Consider the following 24,093-nt stretch of genomic DNA (forward strand, 5'->3'; position numbering starts at 1 on the left):
AATCAAAGTCTTATTCAACTTTAATTTCCCAGTCAATAATTGGGTTTTTATCAGGTGCAATAAAAGCTTCAATAGCTTCAAGTTTCAAATCTAGTTTTTTCAATATTTCTAGCGTTTTTACTTTTAAAACAAGTTCTCCTTTTGCAGGTACGGTAAATAAAGGAGATTCACCATAAAAGCTATAATTCATTTTATTTAGAAACTGTAAATCGCTACTAGAATTATTTTTTAGAGTTAAGGCTAGTATTTGAGTCTTACCTTCGTAATGCACATTTTCTATTGTTATGGAAGCTTTAATAAGTGGTTTTAAAAATTCTTCTTTTCCAACAAAAAGAGAATTAAAAACAGCAACCGTTCGACCATTAAATAGTGCCTCTTTTAAACCTTTTTCTGATTTTTCTTTTGCGAACACCAGTGTTATGGGCCTAGAATTACCTTTCTCCGTATAATCCCAATCTATTAAACCATGTATGTCACTTGTACCCATGATAACCAAGTTTTCTTTGAGGGCTAACTCTAAAGATTCTTTATCGTAATAACCAGAATTAATAACTTCTATTCCATGAAGTTCATTATTGGCAACTCTATCTTTGTGAAATTGGCTATAATTTGGGTTACCGGTTGGGGATTGAGCTGACCAATTTGGGTGATTCCAAAAAACAAAAGCACCTTGTTTTTTAGCCTCTACAAATGGTTTTACTGAATCTTTAGGATGTAAGAGCGGATTAGCGTCTTTAATAAATAGTGCATTACTATGCCCCATAGGAGCTCTTCTAGTTATTTCAGAACCATGTACTATTAATAAATCATGGTCTTTAGCCTCTGCAATTGCCAATTCAAATGAACGATTACGGTCAGGATGAGGTATATCAGTTGCATGTGGCTGATACTCTAAATGCTCTGTAAGAGAAATTACGTCTAAACCATCTCGTAATGCTTCATGTACTCTAATTGTTGGCCAAACCTTACCATCAGAAAAAACTGTATGTTGGTGTAGGTCTGTTTTTAAAGTTGTATATCCCGGAATGTTAGGATACAATAATTCACCATTTGAAGTGTGTTTGTGGTTTTGTGCAAAACAGGTAAAAACAAAAAACAGAAATAGAATACTTATATGAGCTTTCATTAGAATTGGTTTTAACAGTATAAAGTTATTTCAATTGTCTTTGTATTTTTAATCACCTACTTTTCTAAATAGTTAAATTATAATATCTTAATTGTTTAAAGGTGAACCCAGCAGAAGAATACATATTAAATCAGCCCGAACCTTATAGGAGTATGCTACTACATGTTAAGGCGGTAATAGAAAGTGTGATTCCGGATGTAGCTATGAAATACAAATGGCGAATACCTTGTTTTTATGCTGGTAAAAAACCTATTTGTTACCTAAATGCTTCACATAAAGGTTCATTTGTAGATGTGGCCTTTTGGAATTCAGCTCACCTTACCAAGCATTTGGAACATATGTATACAGAAAAACGAAAGGTAGTAAAATCACTTCGTTATTCTTCACTTGAAGCAATTGATGATGGTATACTTTCAGAAGTACTCCAAGAAGCTTATTCTAGAAAAGATGACAGTTTTTATACTAAAAACTAAAACGTATTCACAACAGCTCTAAGTTCTACCAACTGCGTTAACAGGTTTTCTAATAAGCTTAAATCGAGCATATTTGCCCCATCACTTTTTGCATTTGCGGGATCAAAATGAGTTTCCATAAATAAACCATCTACGCCAGCAGCAATTCCTGCTTTAGCCATAGTACCAATTAAAGCTGGTCTACCACCTGTTACTCCAGAAGATTGATTGGGCTGTTGTAAAGAATGGGTAACATCTAGTACTACTGGTGCGTATTGTTTCATAGTAGGTACGCCTCTAAAATCAACAATCATGTCTTGATAGCCAAACATGGTACCACGCTCCGTAATTAAAACTTGTTCGTTATCATTATCGGTAACCTTTGTAACTGCGTGTTTCATGCTTTCAGGACTCATAAATTGCCCTTTTTTGAGGTTGACTACTTTACCTGTTTCTGCAGCGGCTACAACCAAATCTGTCTGACGTACTAAAAAAGCGGGTATTTGTAATACATCTACATATTCTGCAGCTAATTGCGCATCAGAAATTTCATGAATATCTGTTATAGTGGGTACTTCAAAATTTTCAGACACTTTCTTTAAGATTTTTAGTGCTTTTTCATCTCCAATTCCGGTAAATGAATCTATACGGCTACGATTCGCTTTTTTAAAACTGCCTTTAAATATGTAAGGTATTTTTAATTTGTTGGTCACCTCTACGATGTGTTCTGCAATACGCATGGCCATATCTTCACCTTCAATGGCACATGGACCAGATAGTAAAAAGAAATTATTAGAATTGGTATGTTTTAGCTGCGGAACTAATGCAAGATTCATAGGAACAAATTTTTACAAAGATACTTTTTCCCTAAAATTTTATTAATCAGTATCTAAACTAAAAAAGTGACATTTAAATTGGGTGAAAATCTAACTAATGACTAAAATACTACCAATAGTTTTAAGCTTATTTTGTCTTCAACTATGTCTTGCCCAATTTAGTTTTGAAGAAAAAGGCAAAAAACCAAAACAGGTTGAGGCAGCGCAACTAACCTTTAATTTGCTTATGCCTGGAGTTGACTTTGAGCTGGGTCTATTTAAGAATCAGACCGTAAGTGGAGGCTTGGGTTTCGGTTTAGCAACATATAACGAAGGCTATTTGTTTGGAGGTGCGGTAAATACTAGGTATCGGTATTATCATAATTTCAAAAGAAGAATTCAAATGGATAAAGAAATTGCCGGAAATTCTGGCAATTACTTTGCTGCTGCGCAGGCCATTTACTTTTCGCAATTACGTGTGCTTACCAATATAGATGGGCCTAACGACTTTAATATCGGATTTTACGGTTTTGTGTACGGCTTACAGCGAACCACAGAAAAAGGATTTAAAATAAACGCAGAATTAGGGGCCGGTTATTACAGGGGTGATGGCGTGCCTTCTGGTGTAGGACCTATGTTCTCTTTTAAGTTTGGATGGGTGCCCACTAAACGAAAATCAAAATCTGTTTACTGGAAAGAAGATTAACCTCTCGTTAATTATTTAGTGTAGGGTGCGTTATCCAAAAAAAAGGATGTAATTTTGCCCGCTTATTATCAGAAGATGCAGAAAATCAAGAACATTGCTATTATAGCGCACGTTGACCACGGTAAAACTACGCTGGTTGACAAGATTATGTACCATTGCCAGTTATTTCGTGAAAACGAGAATAAAGGCGATTTGATTTTAGATAACAATGACCTAGAGCGTGAGCGCGGAATTACCATTGTTTCTAAAAATGTTTCTGTGGTTTATAAAGACACAAAAATTAACATTATAGATACCCCTGGTCACGCCGATTTTGGTGGTGAAGTTGAGCGTGTTTTAAACATGGCAGATGGGGTTTTATTATTGGTAGATGCTTTTGAAGGCCCAATGCCGCAAACGCGTTTTGTTCTACAAAAAGCAATTGACTTAGGTTTAAAACCCTGTGTGGTTGTAAATAAAGTAGATAAAGAAAACTGTGACCCAGAAGGTGTGCATGAAAAAGTGTTCGATTTAATGTTTGAGTTGGGTGCAGAAGAATGGCAATTAGATTTTCCAACAGTTTATGGTTCAGCAAAGAACGGTTGGATGAGTGAAGATTGGCAAAACCCATCAGAAGATATTTCTCCACTGTTAGACATGGTCTTGGAGCATATACCTGAATTTAAACCTACAGAAGGTAATACCCAAATGTTAATTACCTCTTTAGATTTTAGTTCGTTTACAGGTCGTATTGCCATAGGTCGTTTGCAAAGAGGTAGCTTAAAAGAAGGGCAGCAAGTTACGTTAGTAAAGCGTGATGGTTCTACTATGAAATCTAGAATAAAAGAAGTTTATGTTTTTGATGGTTTAGGACGAAAAAAGGTAGAAACCGTACAAACTGGTGACATCTGTGCACTAGTGGGTATGGATGGTTTTGATATTGGTGATACTGTTGCTGATTTAGAAAATCCGGAAGCGTTAAAAACTATTGCTATAGATGAACCAACAATGAGTATGTTATTTACCATTAACGATAGTCCGTTTTTTGGTAAAGATGGAAAGTTTGTTACCTCTCGTCATATAAAAGAACGTTTAGAAAAAGAGCTAGAAAAAAACTTGGCACTACGTGTTGAAGAAACCAATAGTGCCGATAAGTTTATGGTATTTGGTCGTGGCGTTTTACATTTATCTGTATTAATTGAAACCATGCGTAGAGAAGGCTACGAATTACAAATTGGTCAGCCGCAGGTAATCATCAAAGAAATAGATGGTGTAAAATGTGAGCCAGTTGAACAATTAACTATTGATTTACCAGAAGAAGTTTCAGGTAAGGCAGTTGAAATGGTTTCTAAAAGAAAAGGAGACATGGTTAGTATGGAAGCTAAGGGCTCTAGAATGCTGTGTGAATTTATAATTCCTTCTAGAGGTATCATAGGTTTGCGTAACCAATTATTAACTGCAACTGCAGGTGAAGCCATTATGGCACATCGCTTTTTAGAGTATCAACCTTATAAAGGGGAGATTGCAGGTAGAATTAATGGCTCTTTAGTGTCTATGGAAAATGGTACCGCAATACCCTATTCTATTGATAAGTTACAAGAAAGAGGAAAGTTTTTTATAGACCCAGGAGAAGATATCTATGAGGGGCAGGTTATTGGAGAAAATTCACGTCAAGATGATATGACGATTAATGTAACCAAAACTAAAAAGCTTTCTAACGTGCGCTCGGCAGGTGCAGATGACAAAGCTAAAATTGTACCAGCAATTAAATTCTCTTTAGAAGAGGCTTTAGAATATATTCAAAAAGATGAATTGGTTGAGGTCACCCCTAATCATATAAGGTTACGTAAGATTCACCTTAAAGAGGTAGATAGAAAACGTAATAAAGATGCATAATACTAAAAACCCGGTTTTAAACCGGGTTTTTTATTCCTAATTTTTTAGAGATTTAAAGTTGTAGATGTCCGTGGTGTTTTTCATGTAAACAAGCCACAGCAGGTCCAATAATTCCTGCATGATTCATTAGTTCTGCTTTTAATACTTTGGTGTCAATGGTAATACGGTGTTCAAATTGATTCCATTTTTTAGAAATTCCACCACCTACAATCATTAAGTCTGGATTCACTAATAATTCAACAATACTTAAAAATTTGTTGAATCTTTTACCCCATTTGTCATAGGATAAATCTTCATTTTCTTTTGCTCTTGATGAGGCCCAATCTTCAATTTTTGAATACTTTTTGTAGGGTATTTGACCCAGCTCAAAATTAGGAAGTAGCTTACCATTATAAAAAGCACCACTACCTAAACCCGTACCTACGGTAATAAAAAGTACAAAACCTTCTTTACCTTTTCCTATACCATAATTCATAGAAGCATAGCCTGCAGCATCGGCATCGTTAAGTACTGTAAATTCATGACCGGTTGCTTTCGTAAAAAGTTCATCGATATTTACACCAACCCAACTTTTATGTAAATTTCCTGGAGACGTACAAACACCATTTTTTACAATGGTAGGAAAACCGCATCCAACAGGGCCATCATATTCAAAATGGTCAACAATTTTTTTGATGACCTTACTCATATCTTCTGGTTTTTTGGACGAAGGTGTGGGTACCCTAAATCGCTCTGTTAACATTTCGCCAGTTTCGGCATTAACCAAAGCGCCTTTCATTCCTGAGCCGCCTATATCAATTCCAAGAAGATTCATAAATATGATGTTTTAAACAAATTAAGTAAAAAATAAGGAGGTAGTTTAGTAGCGAATGATTGGCTTATACTTTAGTTATCAACGTAATTAAATAGCTTTTTGTATAACCTCAAACATTTTACTGTTGTCACATTTAATAGTTTTATGCGGAAATTTTAGAATTAAAGCGTAATCATGTGTAGCCATAATTATAGTTCTACCACTCTCATTAATTTCTTGCAACACCTTCATTACTTCTACACTGGTTTGTGGGTCAAGATTTCCTGTGGGCTCATCTGCTAAGATTAATTCGGGGTCGTTTAATAATGCTCTTGCAATGGCTATACGTTGTTGTTCACCACCAGACAATTCGTGAGGGTATTTAAAGCCCTTGGTTTTCATAGCTACCTTATCTAAAACCTCTTCTATTTTAGCATCCATCTTAGAGTCATCTTTCCACCCCGTAGCTTTTAATACAAACTTTAGGTTGTTATTTATGTTTCGGTCTGGTAGTAGTTTAAAATCTTGAAAAACAATACCTAGTTTTCTACGTAAAAATGGAATTTTACTTTCTTCCAATTTTTTTAAATCGAAATCAACAACATTTCCCTCACCTTCGCGCAGCGGTAAATCGCCATAAAGAGTCTTCATAAAACTACTTTTACCCGTCCCGGTTTTACCAATGATGTAAACAAATTCTCCTTTTTTAACCTGTAAAGTAACATTGCTTAAAACCAAATTATCATCTTGGTAAATAGCGGCATCTTGTAGTTTGACAATGGTCTCTGGCATGTATTGTTTTTTTAGCAGTTCTATATTTCTATCTTCAAATGACAAAAATTAGAGAACAAGACTTGTTTTTAAGAATATTTATAAAACTTTGTGCTATTCAAAAATACTAAGTAAACAGCAATCAAAACCATAAAAACACATAGGTATTCTATCAATTGTGCATACTTTGGCGCGAATTTTGACGTTATGAATTTGAATTTGGAGAAACTTCTACTCAACTTTAAAACATGAATACTGATAAAGATGCGGTTTAAGCGTTGCTTAAAATTGCTGAATTCATATTTATAATCAAATTCAAGCCATCAAAGAACAACAAGAGAACACATGAAAATAAGCAACACTATAACTATTATAGTAGGTTTGGTATGTACCCTTGGTTTTTCTCAAGAAACTCAAGTATATAACCATTCAAATAAAGCGTACCAAGATGCTTTAGCCTTATATAATAATCAACAATACCAGGCAGCACAATCTTTGTTTGATAAGGTAGGGTCAGAAACTACAGACTACGAAACTCAAGCTAATAGTGCCTACTTTTCTGCAAATGCAGCCATACGTTTAGGGCAACGTGGCGCAGATAAGCAAATGGAAGATTTTGTAGAACGCTACCCAACTTCTACTAAACGCAATTCTGCTTTTATGGATGTTGGTGATTATTATTTTGAAACCGGTAAATACCCCTACGCTTTAAAGTGGTACAAAAAAGTTGACCAATCTGGTATGTCTAGAAAAGACATGGAGCGTTTTAATTTTAATAGTGGCTATGCGTATTATCAATCTAACAGGCCAGATGAAGCAGAACGCTATTTAAGACGGGTAGAGAGTTCGCAGGAATATGGTTCTCAAGCAAAATATTATTTGGGTTTTATTGCCTATGAGCAAGATGATTACAATACTGCCAGTCAAAGTTTTGACGAGATAACAGACCCAAAAATTTTGGAGGAAAAAATGGCGTATTATCAGGCAGACCTCAATTTTAAATCAGGAAACTTTGAGAAAGCTATTGAAATGGCCCAACAACAAATGGAAAAGTCTGATCGTAGAGAGCAATCAGAACTCAACAAAATCATTGGTGAGAGTTATTTTAACCTTGAACAATACCAAGAAGCCATACCGTACCTTCAAAAATACAGGGGTAAAAAAGGTAGGTTTAGTAATACTGATTTTTATTTATTGGGATACAGTTTTTACAAGCTGGGTGATTATGAAAGTGCCATTGGACAGTTTAATAAAATTATAGATGGTAACAACAGTGTGGCGCAAAACGCCTATTATCATCTTGCAGAGTGTTATCTAAAACTAGACAAAAAGCCAGAGGCTTTAAATGCGTTTAGAAATGCTTCGCAAATGAATTTTAGTGAAGAAATTGAAAAAGACGCTTGGTTAAATTATGCCCGTTTAAGCTATGAAATAGGTAATGCCTATGAGCCTGTACCCCAGGTAATGAGTACTTATTTAGAAAAGTATCCAAAAGATGAGCACCAAGAAGAAATTCAAAATTTATTAGTTGATTCCTACATCACTTCTAAAAATTTTGAAGGTGCTATGGAATTGCTAGAAAAAAATTCAAGTTATGCGAGTGCAGAAGTCTATCAAAAAGTTGCCTATTACAGAGGAGTAGAACTTTTTATAAATACCAATTATGAGGAGGCTTTAGTAGCGTTTTCTAAATCTTTAAAAAAATCAGAAAATCCTGTTTACACAGCTAAAGCAAACTATTGGAATGCAGAATCTGCTTTTCGTTTAAATAGATTTGAAGCAGCGCTTAAAGGTTACAATGCTTTTAAAAACAATAGTGTAGCATCGCAAACAGAAGAATATCAAAATCTAGATTACAATTTAGGGTATTGCTATTTTAAACTTAAAGATTACCCTAATGCAGCTACCAATTTTAAGAAAGTAACAAACTCAGTTTCTGCAACACAAGAAATTGTTGCCGACAGTTATATGCGTTTGGCGGATAGTTATTTTGTTACCAGTAGCTATAAAAATGCGATAGCAGCTTACGAAAGGGCATCGACTTTGAATGGTCCAGAACGTGATTATGCAGCATTTCAAAAAGCAATAAGCCAAGGTTTTTTAGGTAATAACGAACAAAAGATTGTTGGTTTAAATGAGTTTATAAGCAGGTATAAAAAATCATCTTATAGAGATGATGCTTTATTTGAATTGGCCAATACGTATGTAAAAGCAGATAACGCAGCTAGAGGAATTCAGATTTATGACCAGTTAATTAAGGAGTATAGCACTAGTAAATTTTCGCCACGGGCATTATTGCGTCAAGGTCTTGTGCATTATAATGAAAACAGGGGAGAAGCTGCACTTAGAAAATTCAAGGGTGTAGTAAGTAAATATCCAAATACACCCGAAGCAAAACAAGCTGTTGGCCAAGCAAAACTGGTTTATGTTGATTTAGGTAGGGTAAGTGAATATGCGGACTGGGCGAGAACTTTGGATTTTGTTGAGGTTACTGATGCTGAATTAGAAACAGCAAGTTATGAAGCCGCTGATAGAAAGTATATAGAAGGTAATTCAGATGCTGCAATAAGGGGTTATGAAGATTATCTAAGACAATTCCCTAATGGGATGCAAGCCTTAGAGGCAAATTTTAATTTAGCGCAACTGTATTTTGCTAAAGGCGATAAAGATAAAGCCTTAGCCAAGTTCAAAATTGTAGCAGATAGCGCAGCAGGAGAATATACAGAACAGGCCTTGACAAGAGTGAGTGAAATTTACGTGAGTAAATCTGATTACAGAAATGCAATGCCATATTTAAAAAAGCTAGAAGCCGTTTCTGAGATTTCTCAAAACAAAACCTTTGCACTTGCCAATTTAATGAAGGGGTATTACGAGCAAAAAGACTATCAAAACACTCTTGCTTATGCAGACAAAGTGTTGGCTGTTTCAGGTATTGATAATAGAATTAAAAGTGATGCCCAAATTATGGTGGCGAGGTCGGCCATTGCAACAGGTAATGAGCAATTAGCAGAAACAGCATTTGCTGAGGTAAAAAGTATAGCTACAGGAGAAACTGCGGCTGAAGCTTGGTATTACGATGCGTATTTTAAAAATAAGAATGGTGATTATGAAGCTTCCAATACTTCCGTTCAAAGACTAGCAAAAGATTATGCATCTTATAAAAAGTGGGGCGGAAAAGGTTTAGTAATCATGGCTAAAAACTTTTATGCCTTAGATGATGCTTTTCAAGCTACCTATATTTTAGAAAGTGTGTTAGAGAATTTCGCTGAATTTCCTGAGATAACAGCTGAAGCTGAGGCAGAACTCACGGTTATAAAAACAAGAGAATCCCAAACAAATTCATCAATCGAGACCAATTAATTGCAACGCGTAGAACATGAAAAAATTAATCATCACCACTATATTTTCGAGCCTTTTTTGTTTGGGTTTTTCCCAAGAAACAGATGATATTGGCACTGAAACGGTAACGGTTGTAAAGCCATATTCCCCTACCGTTTCAGATGCCTTTAAAATTAAAACTGCACCCAGTTTAAACGATTCTATTGTGCTCCAAAAAAAACCAATTACCTACAGTATATTTTCTGTGCCAGTAGCGTCAACCTTTACCCCTGCAAAAGGCAAGGCGGCTAAAGTGGAAAAAACACCACCACCAACATTGTATAATTCTTATGCTTCGGTTGGTCTAGGAAATTTTAATAATGCTTTGGTAGATTTTTATACCAGTAGAGAATTTAATAGAGGTGAAGATTTATTGGATGTGGGGTTAAGTCATTTTTCGTCTAGAGGAGATATCAACACCACACCTCTAGAGACTAATTTTTATGACACCAAATTGGATGTTTCTTATGTTAAAAAAGACAGGGACTGGGATTGGGGTGCATCAATAAGCCTACAACATCAATTGTATAATTGGTATGGTCTCGAAAGTTTTGTGTTTACTCAAGAACAAGTTGATGCTATAGACGAAACTCAAAATTATTTAATGGGGCAGGCTAAGGCACAATTGAATCTAGAAGACTCATTTTTTAAGGGAAGTGAGTTGCTGTTTAGACGTTTTCAAGATGATTTTGATTCTGGAGAAAACAGAGTTGTTCTGACACCTAAGTTTGAATTTCCGATTACGAATGAATGGGTAAATTTAGCTGTTAAATTAGATTATGTTGGGGGTAAATTTGGTGCTAATAGTTTAAATGAAACTACTAATACAGGAGCGTTTAATTACGGTCATTTTCAGGCTGGGGCAAGTCCAAGTTTACTGGTTTTAAGAGACGATTTAACGCTTAATCTTGGTGCAAATTTTGTTTACGGAATGGATATTGAAAACAGCAGTGGTAGTTTTTATATCTATCCCGCAATAACCGCATCATATAGATTGGTTGACGAAACCGTTATTGCGTATGGAGGTTTAGAAGGCGATTTAAAACAAAACTCGTATTTCGATTTGGTGGAGGGTAATCCTTATGTATCACCAACTTTACAGATACAACCAACAGACCAACAATATATTGGGTATGCTGGTATTAAGGGGCAATTATTAACAAACCTTGGTTATAATGTAAAAGCATCGTACACCGCAGAAAATAGACTACCACTTTTTCTATTAAATCCTAGAAATGAAGTTAGAGCAGAAGAAGGTTATGCAAATGGTAATTCATTTCAGGTATTTTACGATGATGTAAGAACTTTAGGGTTGTTTGCTGAACTAAATGTAGATGTCAATAGAAATTTCACCGTTGGTCTTAATGCAGAAGTATACAACTATTCTACAGAGACTGATAATCCGGCATGGAATCTTCCGAATATTAAATCATCACTATTTTTAGACTACCAAATAACCAAACAATGGTATGCGGGAGCTAATTTGTTTTATGTAGGTGAAAGAGAAGATTTAGTGGCTACCGCCGTAGCGGAAACGCCAGCTAACGAATTTCCATCAGAGATTGTTACCCTTGATGGTTTTTTTGATGCCAATGCCCATTTAGGGTATCGATTTAATGACCAACTTTCTATTTATGCTCGAGCGAGTAATTTGGCAAATACCAATTATGAACGTTGGCGAAACTTCAGAGTTCAAGGTTTTCAAGTATTAGCAGGTCTTTCTTATAAATTTGATTTCTAAGATTTTCTATAAACTTAGAAGAGAAAACAACAAAGGTTTTTAAAATATGTAATTTAGAACTGCATGAAAGTAGTTCTACAATTAGTCATTTTCTTTAGTTCAATAGTGGTTTGGTCTCAGAACTTAGTAAAGAATCCGAGTTTTGAAGACTATTTAGATTGCCCAAATGACCTTGGAACATTTGCAAAGCACGTAAATTTTTGGAGTACTCCCAGCGGTGGAACATCAGATTATTTTAATAAGTGTAGTACCGTTATGGGTGCACCACAAAACTTCAATGGAGAACAAGAACCAGTAGACGGCAATGCCTATGCAGGTATTTACTTTATTGCACCAGCAGACTATCGAGAATATTTACAGGCAGAATTGCATTATCAATTAGAAGAAAATCAAGAATACAACCTCTCATTTTACATAAGTTTAGCAGAGGGGTCTGATTTTGCAATCAAGGACTTTGGAGTGGTTTTAAGTGAAGAAAAACTTGATTTAAAAACTAAAAAAAACCTTTCTAAAGGCGAATTATTTCGTGCCAAAAAGAAATTTCAAGAATTTGAAATACATGAAAATGAGTTTCATAAAAACCGAAGCAATTGGATAAAATTAGAAACTACATTTATTGCTTCAGGTTTTGAAAATTACCTCATTTTGGGAAATCTTAGAAATAACAAAACAACTCGTAAAGAACAAGCCAAAAGAAAACAATACAAAAAAGGTGCGTACTATTATATAGACTTGGTTGAGCTTAAAAATGCAGAAAACTCAACTTCTGTTATTCATAAGTTTAAAAAAGATTCTGTTTATACTTTTAAAAACATCCATTTTGATTTTGACAAGTTTATACTAACCAAAGAGGCCAAGGTAGAATTAAATGGCTTGTATAAAACGCTTATTGCAAAACCAGATTTTACATTGGAAATTCATGCGCATACAGACGATTATGGTACCGAGGATTACAATCAAAAATTATCTGGTCAACGGGCTAAAGCTATAGAAAGTTATTTTTTGCAAAGGGCTATTCCAAAAACCCGAATTGCAACCTTTGGTCACGGAAGCTCCAAACCGTTAAAACCAAATTCATCAGAAGAAAATAGGCAATTAAATAGAAGGGCAGAATTTACTTTACGTCAAACAAAAATTGAGAACTAAAGCGTTTTATTTAGCAAATATTTGGTTCTTTGTTGAAATAACTGGGTGTAAAAAAGCTTAGGTTTAATTAGTTTAAAATCTAAAAAACCCGTTCCGTTTTCTAGAATTTCGTCCAAATTTAACTCGTAACTTAATGCAATGTCTCCTGTATTTCCTGCATTAAGCACATAAAAAGTTTCAGTACTATAGCCTTTTGAGGCAATCTCAATTTTCCAATAAAAATCTTTATCGCTTTCCAATTCAAAATTACCTTCGTAATCAGAATAGGCTATATTTTCAGAATTGCTAAGTGTAATAGATGCCATTAATATGGGAAAGCCCATATCGTCTACAATACGGCCCTTAACATGGTGCTGGGCATAACTAAAAAGTGAAGTTATTACCAAAATAGGTAGTAGGTAAATCTTCATGGTTAACTTGATTTGGGACTTTTAGAACGGTATTCAACTACTGTTATTGCTGGTTTTTAGGCATTTTCGACAAGCGGTTAAAATCGGCAATTTTACTTGTGTTTACCACATATTTTATGGCGCTCACAACAAATACATACACTTTGTATAAGTTATTAAAAAGCTGAGCGTTAGCATTTTAATCAACAAATCTTACGCCTATGTTTCAAAAAACTACGCTACCTACCCTCATATTTAGTTTTTTTGCTTTTGGTTTATCTGCCCAAGACTTGATATTAAATCCGAGTTTTGAACAGTATACAACTTGTCCAAAGCAAGGAGTTAACATTTCTAATTTTGTAGAAGATGTAAGTCAGCCAACGTCAAGTTCCGCTGATTACTTTCATAAATGTGGAACTGGCAATTATGCTATACCTAACAATTTTATGGGAAATCAAGAACCTGCAGAAGGTTCTGCATACGCAGGCCTTTATTATTATGCATTAAATGATTATCGTGAATATCTTCAATTACAAACTGCTCAAACTTTAGAAGAAGGTATTCCTTATAAGATAAAATTTAAGGTAAATTTAGCGGATAACGCTACCATTTCTTCTAGTAAGTTATCGATAATGCTTTTGAATAATAAAGCACGTATACCCAATAGTGTGGTGTTGTCTCCATCTCGTTTAGATTTGGTTGAAGGCATGCAGTTTCAAGAAGTTGCCTTAACAGCTGATAATACCTTAGCTAATAAAGATGGTTGGGTTACCGTAACGGGTGAGTTCACCTCTAAAGGTTATGAGAACTATTTGGTTTTCGGAAATTTTAAACCCAATAAAGATTCAGACATCTTAAGCAAAAAAGAAATAGAGAATAGCGACTTTTCTTACTACTTTGTTGATGACTTTTCACTAGAAGCTTTACCAAGAGTAAATTTTGAAAAAGATAAAATTTATGTTTTAGAGCGTAATCCTTTTGAACCAAAGGGTTTTGAAATGGATGAAGAGGCTATTGCGAGCGTAAAAAAGATATTTAAGTATTTAAAAGATAATGCCGAAGTACAAATGAAGATAACTGGGCATTCAGATAATTCAGGTACCCCAGAATACAATCAATTTGTTTCTTCACTTAGAGCAAGAGCCGTAGCCTTATATCTTAAAAAAATGGGCATTGATGAAAGCCGAATTGTTTGGGAAGGAATGGGTTCTAAAAAACCATTACGTAACGGTAAAATAAAAGAAAATAAGTTAGATGATAGAAGAGTTGAATTCGTGATGACAACTTTTGAAGATTAGTATAAAAACCTCTTTTTAATGCGTATTTTTGGGTAAAACCAAGCGCAAATGAAAAATTTAATATTACCCCTAGTGCTGCTTGTGTTAGGGGTTTCTTGTAACCCTAAACAAGAAGTTGACTATATAGTTCATAATGCCAATATTTATACGGTAGATTCCACCTTTTCAAAAGCATGTTGTATAGCGGTAAAAAATGGTGAAATTGTTGGTGTAGGAGCAAATGCAGACCTTTTTGAAGATTTTAAAAGTGATAGTCTGGTTGATGCCTTAGGTAAAACAATTGTACCAGGACTAATAGATGCACATTGTCATTTTTATGGCTTGGGACTAAATCAGCAAGTGGTTGATTTGGTAGGAACACAAAGTTTTGATGAGGTGTTAGACCGTGTTCAAAGTTTTTATGATAACAATCCTAGTTTGACCGTGGTACAAGGTCGGGGTTGGGACCAAAATGATTGGGCCGTTAAAGAGTTTCCTACCAATTTAGAACTCAACAAAATGTTTGCCAATATTCCGGTTGTTTTGGAGCGCGTTGATGGCCATGCGTATTTGGTAAATAATGCAGCCTTAAATTTGGCTGGTATTGATAAGACTACTGTTGTCGTAGGGGGTAAAATAATTCGAGAAAATAGTGGTCATGCCACTGGGGTATTGGTAGATGCACCAATGGCATTAGTAGATGCGGTGTTACCCAAACCAAGTAAAGAAATTCAAATTCAAGCCTTAAAAGAAGCTCAAGAAATCTGTTTTGATTATGGATTAACAACAGTAAATGATGCAGGATTAAACAAAGATGTAATTGAGCTTATCGACAGTCTGCAACAAGTAGGAGATTTAAAAATTAAGGTATACGCTATGGTTAGCAATACCAAAGCGAATTTGGATTACTATTTAGACAAAGGTATAGTTAAAACTAATCGATTAAATGTTCGTTCAGTTAAGGTGTATGGTGATGGAGCTTTAGGAAGCAGAGGTGCTGCGTTAAAAGAAGAATATTCTGACCATGAAGGCCATTTTGGAGCAATGATTACTCCAGCCGATAAAATGGAAAGTTTAGCAGCGCGTATTGCGGCAACTGACTATCAAATGAATACTCACGCCATTGGAGACTCTGCTAATATTGTTGCATTAAGGGCTTATGAAAAAGCTTTGGAAGGTAAAAAGGATAGACGTTGGAAAATTGAACATGCTCAAGTATTAACAGAAAACGATTTTGATTATTTTGAAAAAGGAGTAATACCTTCTATTCAGCCTACCCATGCCACTAGTGATATGTACTGGGCAGAAGACAGATTAGGTACTCGTGTTAAAGGCGCCTATGCTTACAAAACACTATTAGATAAGGCGGGTATTGTTGCTTTAGGTACAGACTTTCCTGTAGAAAGGGTAAGTCCGTTTCTAACGTTTTATGCCGCGGTAGCAAGACAAGATTTAGAAAAATTTCCGGCAGGAGGTTTTCAAATGAAAGATGCCTTAAGTAGAGAAGAAACCTTAAAGGGTATGACAATTTGGGCGGCTTATTCTAATTTTGAAGAAAATGAAAAGGGTAGTATCGAAGTAGGTAAAAAAGCAGACTTTACGGTATTGAGTCATGATATTATGACCGTTTCTACAGATAGTATTCCGTTGATTAAAGCAGAACAGGTTTTTGTTGAAGGTGAACGTGTAAAATAAAAAAAGCCTCTTCTGAGGCTTTTTTTTATTTTATGTTATTAGGTAATTAGAAAGACATTGGTAAACTTACGCGTGTTGTACCCCAACCCATATGCATGGTGCCCTCATCATCAAAAGTAATTGAAAATACTTCTAAGCTTTCATCAGCTGTTGAAGCAGCAGCAGATACTCTGGCTACATCAGCAGCACTGTCATAAGAATACGCTCCCCATTGGTTTAAATTTGAATTTAAAATAACTGTCCATTCGTTTTCACCAGGAATAGTGAATAATGAATACGTTCCGGCTGCTACTTTTTTGCCGCCAACAGTTGCATCTTTATAAAAAGTAATCTCAACAGCTTCGTTGGCACCAGTTCTCCAAACTTTACCTTCTGGAGCTAAATCAGAAACCGCTCTATCTTTTAGTTGTGGTCTGCTGTAAATTACACGTACCATTTTATCAGATACATTGTACTTAACAGGGTAAGCAGCAATATCTGCCGGACTTTTATCGATATCTCTAAACTCTTGTGCAGAGCCAACAGTTGCAAAAGCAACTAAAACTATTAAACTTAATACTAGTTTTTTCATGAATATTTTATTTGGTGAATCGTCAAAACTAAAATCAATACACTTTGTATGCCTTAAATTGAAGTTAAATTTTCAACTTCCATTTTAATTTAAATTAATTTTTTTATGCTAGTAGTACTTACATAAATATTAAAATAATTAAAAATAAGTTTTAATTAGTAATCATTAAAGTGATTTATGTTTTATATATGTTATTATAAAATCATTTTTGTCATCTAATTTGAAATTAAATACTTGAAATATGTGTGGAATTGTATGCGCATTTGATTTAAAGCAAAGTTCAGATAGTCTAAGACCACAGTTGTTAGAGATGTCTAAAAAAGTACGTCACCGCGGACCAGATTGGAGCGGTATTTACGCAGACGACAAAGCAATCTTAGCTCATGAACGTTTAGCCATTGTAGACCCAGCATCTGGTAAGCAGCCATTATTTAGTCCTGACGGTAAACTAATTCTAGCTGCAAATGGTGAAATCTATAATCACAGAGAACTTCGCAAGCAATTTGAAGGCAATTATGAGTTTCAAACACAATCAGATTGTGAAGTAATTTTGGCTTTATATCAAAAGAAAGGTGTTGATTTTGTAGATGATTTAAACGGCATTTTTGGTTTTGCAATTTATGATACTGTAACAGATGAGTATTTTATTGCAAGAGACCATATGGGTATTATTCCTTTATATATTGGGTGGGATAAAAACGGAACCTTTTACGTAGCCTCTGAGCTTAAAGCTTTAGAAGGCACCTGCACAAAAATTGAATTGTTTCCTCCAGGTCACTATATGCATAGTTCAACAGGTGAATTTGTAAGATGGTATCAGCGAGATTGGATGGAGTATGATAATGTAAAAGATAACGAGACAAGCATAGAAGATTTGCATGATGCATTGGCAGATGCCGTACACCGCCAGTTAATGTCAGATGTGCCTTATGGTGTATTGTTGTCAGGAGGTTTAGATTCATCGGTTACTTCGGCTTTAGCTAAAAAGTATGCACAAAAACGTATAGAGTCAGACGACCAAAGTGATGCTTGGTGGCCACAACTACATTCTTTTTCGGTAGGATTAGAAGGCTCACCAGATTTAGCTGCAGCGCAAAAAGTAGCCGACCATATTGGTACCGTACATCATGAAATTAAATTTACCATCCAAGAAGGCTTAGATGCTATCAAAGATGTAATTTATCAATTAGAAACCTATGATATTACCACCATTCGTGCCAGTACGCCTATGTATTTAATGGCAAGAGTTATCAAATCTATGGGTATAAAAATGGTGCTTTCTGGTGAAGGAGCAGATGAATTATTTGGCGGCTACTTGTATTTTCATAAGGCACCAAACGATAAAGAATTTCACGAAGAAACCGTACGTAAATTAAGCAAACTGCATATGTACGACTGTTTAAGAGCTAACAAGTCTTTAGCAGCTTGGGGTATAGAGGGTAGAGTGCCATTTTTAGATAAAGAATTTATGGATGTTGCCATGCGTTTGAATCCTAAAGATAAAATGATTGTTAAAGGTGAACGTATGGAAAAATGGGTAGTGCGTAAAGCTTTTGAAAAATACCTTCCAGAAAGCGTAGCATGGAGACAGAAAGAGCAGTTTTCAGATGGAGTTGGCTACAGCTGGATAGATACGTTAAAAGAGTTGGTAGAAGCAGAAATTAGTGATGAGCAACTGGCAAATGCCCACTTTAAATTTCCAATTCAAACCCCAACTTCTAAAGAAGAATACTATTACCGTTCTATTTTTGAAGAGCATTTTCCTTCAGATGCAGCTGCATTAAGCGTTCCACAAGAAGCCTCTGTAGCTTGTAGTACACAAATAGCCTTAGAATGGGATGAAGCCTTTAAAAACATGAACGACCCTTCTGGTAGAGCGGTGGCAAATGTTCACGAAGATGCTTATGTAAAATAATTAGAATATATCTAGTTGTAAGGCCTTGTTTCAATCTATTTGAAGCAAGGTTTTCTTGTTTTAAAAGGTATTTAAGTCAACATTAAGAAATCGTTGATAAAACAGCTATTTTTTGTTAATAACTTAACAGCTTCAATTATTGCTTAACGGGCATAACCACTGGCTTTTTCGTATATTTGTGAGATTTCTAAATCATAGAAAAACCTAGCTATAAAATTATGAGCGAAGAGACAAAAAAAGGACAATATTCTGCGGATAGTATTCAGGCCTTAGAAGGTATGGAACACGTAAGAATGCGTCCTTCCATGTATATTGGAGATGTTGGCACAAGAGGCTTACATCACTTAGTATATGAAGTTGTAGATAACTCTATTGATGAGGCCATGGGTGGGCATTGTGATACCATTCATGTTACTATAAACGAAGATAACTCCATTACTGTTGAAGATAATGGTAGAGGTATCCCAGTTGATTTACACAAGAAAGAAGGGGTTTCTGCCCTTGAAGTGGTGATGACCAAAATTGGTGCAGGGGGTAAGTTTGATAAAGACTCCTACAAAGTATCTGGTGGTCTTCATGGGGTTGGTGTATCTTGTGTTAACGCCTTATCAAATCACTTAAAAGCAACTGTACATAGAAATGGTAAAGTTTGGGAGCAAGAGTATGAAAAAGGAAAATCACTTTATCCTGTAAAGAGTGTTGGTGAAACCGACAAAACAGGTACCATAGTAACCTTTGTTCCAGATGATACCATCTTTACGCAAACAACAGAATATAATTACGAAACCTTGTCTAATCGTATGCGTGAGCTTTCCTATTTAAATAGGGGTATTACAATTACCATGACAGACAAGCGTAATAAAGATGAAAAAGGAGAATTCATAAACGAGACCTTTCATTCAGAAGAAGGGTTAAAAGAATTTATTCGTTTTCTAGATGGAACAAGAGACCCGCTTATTCAGACAGTAATTGCAATGGAAGGCGAAAAGAATGGAATTCCAGTAGAAGTTGCGATGATTTACAATACTGGTTTTTCAGAGAATTTACACTCATACGTAAATAATATTAATACTCATGAAGGGGGCACCCACCTCTCTGGTTTTAGAAGAGGTTTAACTTCTACTTTAAAAAAGTATGCTGATGCTTCTGGTTTATTAGATAAATTAAAGTTTGAAATTTCTGGAGATGATTTCCGGGAAGGATTAACCGCTATTGTATCTGTAAAAGTTGCTGAGCCACAGTTTGAAGGTCAAACAAAAACCAAACTAGGTAACCGCGAGGTGACTAGTGCGGTAAGTCAGGCAGTTTCTGAAATGCTAACAGATTATCTAGAAGAGCATCCAGATGACGCTAAGCAAATAGTAGAAAAAGTAAAATTAGCAGCTCAAGCGCGCCATGCGGCAGCTAAGGCTCGTGAAATGGTACAGCGTAAAAACCCTATGACGGGTGGCGGCTTGCCAGGTAAGCTTTCAGATTGTTCTGACCAAGACCCAGAAAATTGCGAATTATTCCTAGTAGAGGGTGACTCTGCAGGGGGTACGGCTAAAATGGGTAGAGATAGAAATTTTCAAGCCATTTTACCATTACGTGGTAAAATTTTAAATGTTGAGAAAGCAATGCAACATAAGGTTTTTGAAAACGAAGAAATCAGAAACATGTATACAGCGCTTGGGGTAACTATTGGTACAGAAGAAGATAGTAAAGCCTTGAATCTTGATAAATTGCGTTACCATAAAATTGTGATTATGTGTGATGCCGATGTAGATGGTAGCCACATTGAAACTTTGATTCTAACCTTCTTTTTCCGTTATATGAGAGAGCTAATAGAGTCTGGTCATATTTTTATTGCAACGCCTCCGCTGTATTTGGTTAAAAAGGGTAGTAAAAAACGTTATGCTTGGAATGATCAAGAGCGAGATGAAATCGTGGAATCAATGGGAGGTTCAGGTGTAGGCATACAACGTTATAAAGGTTTGGGTGAAATGAACGCCGAACAATTGTGGGATACTACAATGAATCCTGAGTTTAGAACATTGCGCCAGGTAACTATTGAAAATGCCACAGAAACAGACCGTATTTTCTCTATGTTAATGGGTGATGAAGTACCACCTAGACGAGAATTTATTGAGAAAAACGCTGTTTATGCAAATATTGATGTATAGATTACAGCTTCATCACAACAAAAACCCCAACGGAAACGTTGGGGTTTTTAGTTTAAAGAAAATTTCAACCAATGAAAAGAGTAATCTTATTAATCGCCTTGTTCTCATTCGCAATGACCAAGGCACAAGATTTAAACCAATTATTAGTATCAGGATTAAATGATGCAGAGCGATTCGCTAATGATTATATGGCGCCAGTAACAGAAGCAGGTATCTACAGCATATCAAATGGCTGGTATAACAGTGGTAAGTCTAAACCCCTTGCTGGTTTTGAAGTTTCTATTATAGGTAACATTACGGGCTTTAAAAACAAAGAAGACAAAAAAGCTTTTGAATTAAATACCGCAGATTACGAGAATATTCAATTTGTGGATGGTAGCACTTCTAAAATGGTATCGACTGGTTTAGGAGATATTGAAGGTGTGCGTGTTTTCGTAGAAGATGAAAACGGACTAGTTAGAGAAGAGTTCGAACTTCCTTCAGGGTTGGCCTCTGAGAATTTTAATTTTGTGCCCTCAGGTTTTGTGCAAGCTAGTGTTGGATTGATAAAAGGTTTAGAAGTAAAAGCACGCTTTTTGCCTAAATTAAATTTTGACGACAGTGCAGAAATTGGTTTGTTCGGAGCCGGTTTACAATATGAGTTCACAGAATTGCTGCCGGCTGATAAGGTGTTGCCAATAGCAGTTTCTGGCTTGGTAGGCTATACCAACTTATCTGGTACGTACGATTTTACAGATGCTAGCGGAATTGAAGGTGAAAACCAACGTATTGATGCTTCGATTAAAACTTGGGCTTTTAATGCTGTGGTATCAACTAAACTGCCGGTTATAAATTTTTATGGCGGTATGGGGTATATTACAGGCAATTCTGAAACAGATATTTTAGGAACTTACAGAGTAACTTCAGGTCCTTTTCAAACCACCTACGAAGACCCTTTTACAGTGTCTAATGATGTAAGTGGAGTAACGGCAAACTTTGGTTTTAAATTAAAACTAGGTTTCTTTAGAATTCACGGTGACTATAACTTGGCAGAATTTAGCACAGCAACCCTAGGAGTTAATTTTGGGTTTAGATAAATACTCAATGAGTTTTAAATTACAAAATCCACTGCCCTGGCAGTGGATTTTTTTTTGGGGAACACAGGTTGTGTTTAGTGGTTTACCTTATTGCAAAAGTAGAACCGTCTAATTTGACCAATTTTTCGGTTTCTGTCTTTTTTAGCGTGAACACTTCATCAGCTAAATCAATTTCTCCGCGATACGATAAGGTGTAGGTTTCATCAGCATTAATACTCCAATCAAAATCATGATAAAAAACAAGTTCATTATTTTCATAGATATGGTATCTACCTAAATAAAGGTCGTTAAAAATCCATTCTTGAAATTTTGTCACTTTTTCCTTTTGGGTCTCACTTGAAATAATTTCAGTTTTTGTCCAAACTCCTAAAATGGGGTCGTCAGCAATGTCAATTGTATCACATGTACAAAAAATAATTAGTGCAAGTGCTACCTTAAAAAATGTAATAGCACGCATAGGTTAAGTATGTAAGATTTGGACTACAAAAATATAGTATATTCAAAAATTAACCGACTAAAAGCTATTTTAATCGATAAAATACATAAGGCTTTACATTTTTATGTAGTAAACATTCTTTTTTAAGAAGTAAAGAAAAAGCTGAAGCATCAGCCAAAGCGGAGAAATTTGGGTATTAAAAAACCCAAATCATTTAAAGATTTGGGTGTAAAAAATAAGTTAGGTTTTAAATTATCTTCTGGCATATACTGAGCCACCAGGTTGTGTAGACAACAGTTCTATGCCGTTGTTGTCGTCATAAATTACCGTAGCATCGTTTTTATCAATACCTGGGTAAGTAATGTAGTACATGTCATCTTCAATACTCCAACTAAAATCAGTAATAATGATAGCACTACCATCTTCAAAACGGTGATATCTACCTAAGTAAACATCATTAAATATCCATTCTTCGGTAACGTTAACTTCTGATTTATTTGAAGTAGAAATAGTTTGAGATTTGGTCCACGTACCCAAAATGGGGTCGTTATTTTCAGGAACTTTGGAGCAGTTGCTAATCACCAATAGCATGGTGAGTGCAACCAACGAGAATAGTTTTCTTGCGGTACGCATAGGTTAAAGTATGATTTGGGACTATACTAACGTAGATTTAACCTCTTGTATTTTATACTTTTCGATGAAAGGTAGTTTTAGAATGAAATCTTCGCTAAGTGGCTCATTTCTTTAACATTTCTTCATTTTTAAACTGATATTTGACAGTTTAGAATCCTCTTAAAATCCTTACTTTTGAGCGTTTTTAACAAATAAAATTAATATAGATATGAAAGTTACCGTTGTTGGAGCTGGTGCCGTAGGGGCAAGCTGCGCAGAGTATATTGCAATAAAAGATTTTGCTTCTGAAGTTGTTTTGCTAGATATTAAAGAAGGTTATGCAGAAGGTAAGGCTATGGACTTAATGCAGACTGCCTCTTTAAATGGTTTTGACACTAAAATTACAGGTAGTACCAACGATTATGCAAAAACAGCAAACAGTGATATTGCGGTAATTACTTCTGGTATTCCACGTAAACCAGGTATGACACGTGAAGAGTTAATTGGTATTAACGCTGGTATTGTAAAAACAGTATCTAAGAGTTTATTGGAGCATTCGCCAAATGCAATCATTATTGTGGTTAGTAATCCAATGGATACCATGACATATTTAGTGCATAAAACCACAGGCTTACCTAAAAATAGAATCATTGGTATGGGCGGTGCATTGGACAGTGCACGTTTTAAATACCGTTTAGCAGAGGCTCTTGAGGCTCCAATTTCTGATGTAGATGGTATGGTAATTGGCGGACATAGTGATAAAGGTATGGTGCCTTTAATTGGTCATGCAACTAGAAATAGTGTGAAAGTTTCAGAGTTTTTAACTAACGACCAAATGGATTATGTGGTACAAGAAACAAAAGTAGGCGGCGCAACGCTTACCAAATTATTAGGAACTAGTGCTTGGTATGCCCCTGGTGCAGCAGTATCAGGATTAGTGCAGGCAATTGCTTGTGACCAAAAGAAAATGTTCCCATGTTCTTCAATGTTAGAAGGAGAATACGGTTTAAATGATATTTGTATTGGAGTTCCAGTAATATTAGGTAAAAATGGAATTGAAAAGATTGTAGAAATAGAACTTTCAGATGCTGAAAAGGCTAAAATGCAAGAATCAGCTGAAGGTGTGTCTAAAACAAACACCTTATTAGAACTATAAT

General features: G+C 35.4%; 20 protein-coding genes. 12 read left to right on the top strand and 8 right to left on the bottom strand.

Annotated features, from left to right (window positions below):
* Window positions 1-10 precede the first annotated feature (10 nt).
* Window positions 11-1,126, bottom strand: coding sequence for an Sb-PDE family phosphodiesterase (locus tag H5V42_RS12460; RefSeq protein WP_185783506.1), 1,116 nt, complete (start codon window positions 1,124-1,126; stop codon window positions 11-13).
* A 101-nt stretch (window positions 1,127-1,227) separates the two neighbouring features.
* Here H5V42_RS12460 and H5V42_RS12465 point away from each other — a divergent pair, with 101 nt between their 5' ends.
* Window positions 1,228-1,599, top strand: coding sequence for a DUF1801 domain-containing protein (locus tag H5V42_RS12465; protein ID WP_185783507.1), 372 nt, complete (start codon window positions 1,228-1,230; stop codon window positions 1,597-1,599).
* On the opposite strand, the gene kdsA is transcribed toward H5V42_RS12465, so the two are convergent.
* Window positions 1,596-2,414: a 3-deoxy-8-phosphooctulonate synthase gene (gene kdsA / locus H5V42_RS12470; RefSeq protein ID WP_185783508.1), complete on the bottom strand. Its 819-nt coding sequence runs from the start codon at window positions 2,412-2,414 to the stop codon at window positions 1,596-1,598. The genes H5V42_RS12465 and kdsA overlap by 4 nt on opposite strands.
* A gap of 97 nt (window positions 2,415-2,511) precedes the next feature.
* Here kdsA and H5V42_RS12475 point away from each other — a divergent pair, with 97 nt between their 5' ends.
* Window positions 2,512-3,099 carry a hypothetical protein gene (locus H5V42_RS12475; protein ID WP_185783509.1) on the top strand — a complete coding sequence of 196 codons (588 nt, stop codon included), beginning with the start codon at window positions 2,512-2,514 and terminating at the stop codon, window positions 3,097-3,099.
* A gap of 75 nt (window positions 3,100-3,174) precedes the next feature.
* The gene (gene typA / locus H5V42_RS12480) at window positions 3,175-4,974 is read left to right on the top strand and encodes a translational GTPase TypA (RefSeq protein WP_185783510.1); all 1,800 of its coding nucleotides are present in this window, start codon (window positions 3,175-3,177) and stop codon (window positions 4,972-4,974) included.
* A 52-nt stretch (window positions 4,975-5,026) separates the two neighbouring features.
* Here typA and ppgK read toward each other — a convergent pair whose 3' ends face one another.
* Window positions 5,027-5,788 carry a polyphosphate--glucose phosphotransferase gene (ppgK, locus tag H5V42_RS12485; RefSeq protein ID WP_185783511.1) on the bottom strand — a complete coding sequence of 254 codons (762 nt, stop codon included), beginning with the start codon at window positions 5,786-5,788 and terminating at the stop codon, window positions 5,027-5,029.
* Window positions 5,789-5,875: 87 nt separating this feature from the next.
* Window positions 5,876-6,559 carry a cell division ATP-binding protein FtsE gene (locus H5V42_RS12490; protein ID WP_185783512.1) on the bottom strand — a complete coding sequence of 228 codons (684 nt, stop codon included), beginning with the start codon at window positions 6,557-6,559 and terminating at the stop codon, window positions 5,876-5,878.
* A 324-nt stretch (window positions 6,560-6,883) separates the two neighbouring features.
* Between H5V42_RS12490 and H5V42_RS12495 the strand changes: the two genes are divergently transcribed.
* From H5V42_RS12495 to H5V42_RS12505, 3 genes are all read left to right on the top strand, one after another.
* Window positions 6,884-9,898, top strand: a complete 3,015-nt coding sequence (locus tag H5V42_RS12495) for a tetratricopeptide repeat protein (protein WP_185783513.1) — start codon at window positions 6,884-6,886, stop codon at window positions 9,896-9,898.
* A 16-nt stretch (window positions 9,899-9,914) separates the two neighbouring features.
* Window positions 9,915-11,657 carry a TonB-dependent receptor gene (locus tag H5V42_RS12500; protein WP_185783514.1) on the top strand — a complete coding sequence of 581 codons (1,743 nt, stop codon included), beginning with the start codon at window positions 9,915-9,917 and terminating at the stop codon, window positions 11,655-11,657.
* 63 nt (window positions 11,658-11,720) lie between these two features.
* Window positions 11,721-12,803 (top strand): OmpA family protein, encoded by a 1,083-nt coding sequence (locus H5V42_RS12505; protein WP_185783515.1) that lies wholly within the window; start codon window positions 11,721-11,723, stop codon window positions 12,801-12,803.
* Here H5V42_RS12505 and H5V42_RS12510 read toward each other — a convergent pair.
* Window positions 12,800-13,213 carry a hypothetical protein gene (locus H5V42_RS12510; RefSeq protein WP_185783516.1) on the bottom strand — a complete coding sequence of 138 codons (414 nt, stop codon included), beginning with the start codon at window positions 13,211-13,213 and terminating at the stop codon, window positions 12,800-12,802. The genes H5V42_RS12505 and H5V42_RS12510 overlap by 4 nt on opposite strands.
* 200 nt (window positions 13,214-13,413) lie before the next feature.
* Here H5V42_RS12510 and H5V42_RS12515 point away from each other — a divergent pair, with 200 nt between their 5' ends.
* Entirely contained in the window at window positions 13,414-14,490 is a 1,077-nt protein-coding gene (locus H5V42_RS12515; protein ID WP_185783517.1) for an OmpA family protein, read from the top strand.
* 48 nt (window positions 14,491-14,538) lie between these two features.
* The gene (locus H5V42_RS12520) at window positions 14,539-16,164 is read left to right on the top strand and encodes an amidohydrolase (RefSeq protein WP_185783518.1); all 1,626 of its coding nucleotides are present in this window, start codon (window positions 14,539-14,541) and stop codon (window positions 16,162-16,164) included.
* A gap of 46 nt (window positions 16,165-16,210) precedes the next feature.
* Here the strand turns inward: H5V42_RS12520 and H5V42_RS12525 are convergent, their stop codons facing one another.
* Window positions 16,211-16,735, bottom strand: a complete 525-nt coding sequence (locus H5V42_RS12525) for a DUF2911 domain-containing protein (protein ID WP_185783519.1) — start codon at window positions 16,733-16,735, stop codon at window positions 16,211-16,213.
* A 241-nt stretch (window positions 16,736-16,976) separates the two neighbouring features.
* Here H5V42_RS12525 and asnB point away from each other — a divergent pair, with 241 nt between their 5' ends.
* The 3 genes from asnB (at window position 16,977) to H5V42_RS12540 (ending at window position 21,888) form a co-directional block, all read left to right on the top strand.
* Complete coding sequence (asnB, locus tag H5V42_RS12530; RefSeq protein WP_185783520.1) at window positions 16,977-18,650, top strand: asparagine synthase B; 1,674 nt, start codon at window positions 16,977-16,979, stop codon at window positions 18,648-18,650.
* A 218-nt stretch (window positions 18,651-18,868) separates the two neighbouring features.
* Window positions 18,869-20,812 carry a DNA topoisomerase (ATP-hydrolyzing) subunit B gene (gene gyrB / locus H5V42_RS12535; protein WP_185783521.1) on the top strand — a complete coding sequence of 648 codons (1,944 nt, stop codon included), beginning with the start codon at window positions 18,869-18,871 and terminating at the stop codon, window positions 20,810-20,812.
* 71 nt (window positions 20,813-20,883) lie between these two features.
* Window positions 20,884-21,888, top strand: a complete 1,005-nt coding sequence (locus tag H5V42_RS12540) for a DUF6588 family protein (protein ID WP_185783522.1) — start codon at window positions 20,884-20,886, stop codon at window positions 21,886-21,888.
* 82 nt (window positions 21,889-21,970) lie between these two features.
* Here H5V42_RS12540 and H5V42_RS12545 read toward each other — a convergent pair whose 3' ends face one another.
* Both H5V42_RS12545 and H5V42_RS12550 read right to left on the bottom strand, forming a co-directional pair.
* Complete coding sequence (locus H5V42_RS12545; RefSeq protein WP_185783523.1) at window positions 21,971-22,345, bottom strand: hypothetical protein; 375 nt, start codon at window positions 22,343-22,345, stop codon at window positions 21,971-21,973.
* Between the two features lie 231 nt (window positions 22,346-22,576).
* Window positions 22,577-22,957 (bottom strand): hypothetical protein, encoded by a 381-nt coding sequence (locus tag H5V42_RS12550; RefSeq protein ID WP_185783524.1) that lies wholly within the window; start codon window positions 22,955-22,957, stop codon window positions 22,577-22,579.
* A 208-nt stretch (window positions 22,958-23,165) separates the two neighbouring features.
* Between H5V42_RS12550 and mdh the strand changes: the two genes are divergently transcribed.
* Window positions 23,166-24,092 (top strand): malate dehydrogenase, encoded by a 927-nt coding sequence (mdh, locus tag H5V42_RS12555; RefSeq protein WP_185783525.1) that lies wholly within the window; start codon window positions 23,166-23,168, stop codon window positions 24,090-24,092.
* Window position 24,093 lies beyond the last annotated feature (1 nt).

The sequence above is a fragment of the Croceivirga lutea genome, from assembly GCF_014235875.1.
Lineage (GTDB): Bacteria > Bacteroidota > Bacteroidia > Flavobacteriales > Flavobacteriaceae > Croceivirga > Croceivirga lutea.

Coding starts and splice junctions, on each gene's coding strand:
- typA (WP_185783510.1), top strand. CDS start 3,175: ATGCAGAAAATCAAGAACATTGCTATTATAGCGCACGTTGACCACGGT.
- H5V42_RS12495 (WP_185783513.1), top strand. CDS start 6,884: ATGAAAATAAGCAACACTATAACTATTATAGTAGGTTTGGTATGTACC.
- asnB (WP_185783520.1), top strand. CDS start 16,977: ATGTGTGGAATTGTATGCGCATTTGATTTAAAGCAAAGTTCAGATAGT.
- H5V42_RS12550 (WP_185783524.1), bottom strand. CDS start 22,957: ATGCGTACCGCAAGAAAACTATTCTCGTTGGTTGCACTCACCATGCTA.
- mdh (WP_185783525.1), top strand. CDS start 23,166: ATGAAAGTTACCGTTGTTGGAGCTGGTGCCGTAGGGGCAAGCTGCGCA.
- H5V42_RS12505 (WP_185783515.1), top strand. CDS start 11,721: ATGAAAGTAGTTCTACAATTAGTCATTTTCTTTAGTTCAATAGTGGTT.
- H5V42_RS12460 (WP_185783506.1), bottom strand. CDS start 1,126: ATGAAAGCTCATATAAGTATTCTATTTCTGTTTTTTGTTTTTACCTGT.
- H5V42_RS12545 (WP_185783523.1), bottom strand. CDS start 22,345: ATGCGTGCTATTACATTTTTTAAGGTAGCACTTGCACTAATTATTTTT.
- H5V42_RS12540 (WP_185783522.1), top strand. CDS start 20,884: ATGAAAAGAGTAATCTTATTAATCGCCTTGTTCTCATTCGCAATGACC.
- H5V42_RS12520 (WP_185783518.1), top strand. CDS start 14,539: ATGAAAAATTTAATATTACCCCTAGTGCTGCTTGTGTTAGGGGTTTCT.
- gyrB (WP_185783521.1), top strand. CDS start 18,869: ATGAGCGAAGAGACAAAAAAAGGACAATATTCTGCGGATAGTATTCAG.
- H5V42_RS12525 (WP_185783519.1), bottom strand. CDS start 16,735: ATGAAAAAACTAGTATTAAGTTTAATAGTTTTAGTTGCTTTTGCAACT.
- H5V42_RS12515 (WP_185783517.1), top strand. CDS start 13,414: ATGTTTCAAAAAACTACGCTACCTACCCTCATATTTAGTTTTTTTGCT.
- ppgK (WP_185783511.1), bottom strand. CDS start 5,788: ATGAATCTTCTTGGAATTGATATAGGCGGCTCAGGAATGAAAGGCGCT.
- H5V42_RS12490 (WP_185783512.1), bottom strand. CDS start 6,559: ATGCCAGAGACCATTGTCAAACTACAAGATGCCGCTATTTACCAAGAT.
- H5V42_RS12475 (WP_185783509.1), top strand. CDS start 2,512: ATGACTAAAATACTACCAATAGTTTTAAGCTTATTTTGTCTTCAACTA.
- H5V42_RS12510 (WP_185783516.1), bottom strand. CDS start 13,213: ATGAAGATTTACCTACTACCTATTTTGGTAATAACTTCACTTTTTAGT.
- H5V42_RS12500 (WP_185783514.1), top strand. CDS start 9,915: ATGAAAAAATTAATCATCACCACTATATTTTCGAGCCTTTTTTGTTTG.
- kdsA (WP_185783508.1), bottom strand. CDS start 2,414: ATGAATCTTGCATTAGTTCCGCAGCTAAAACATACCAATTCTAATAAT.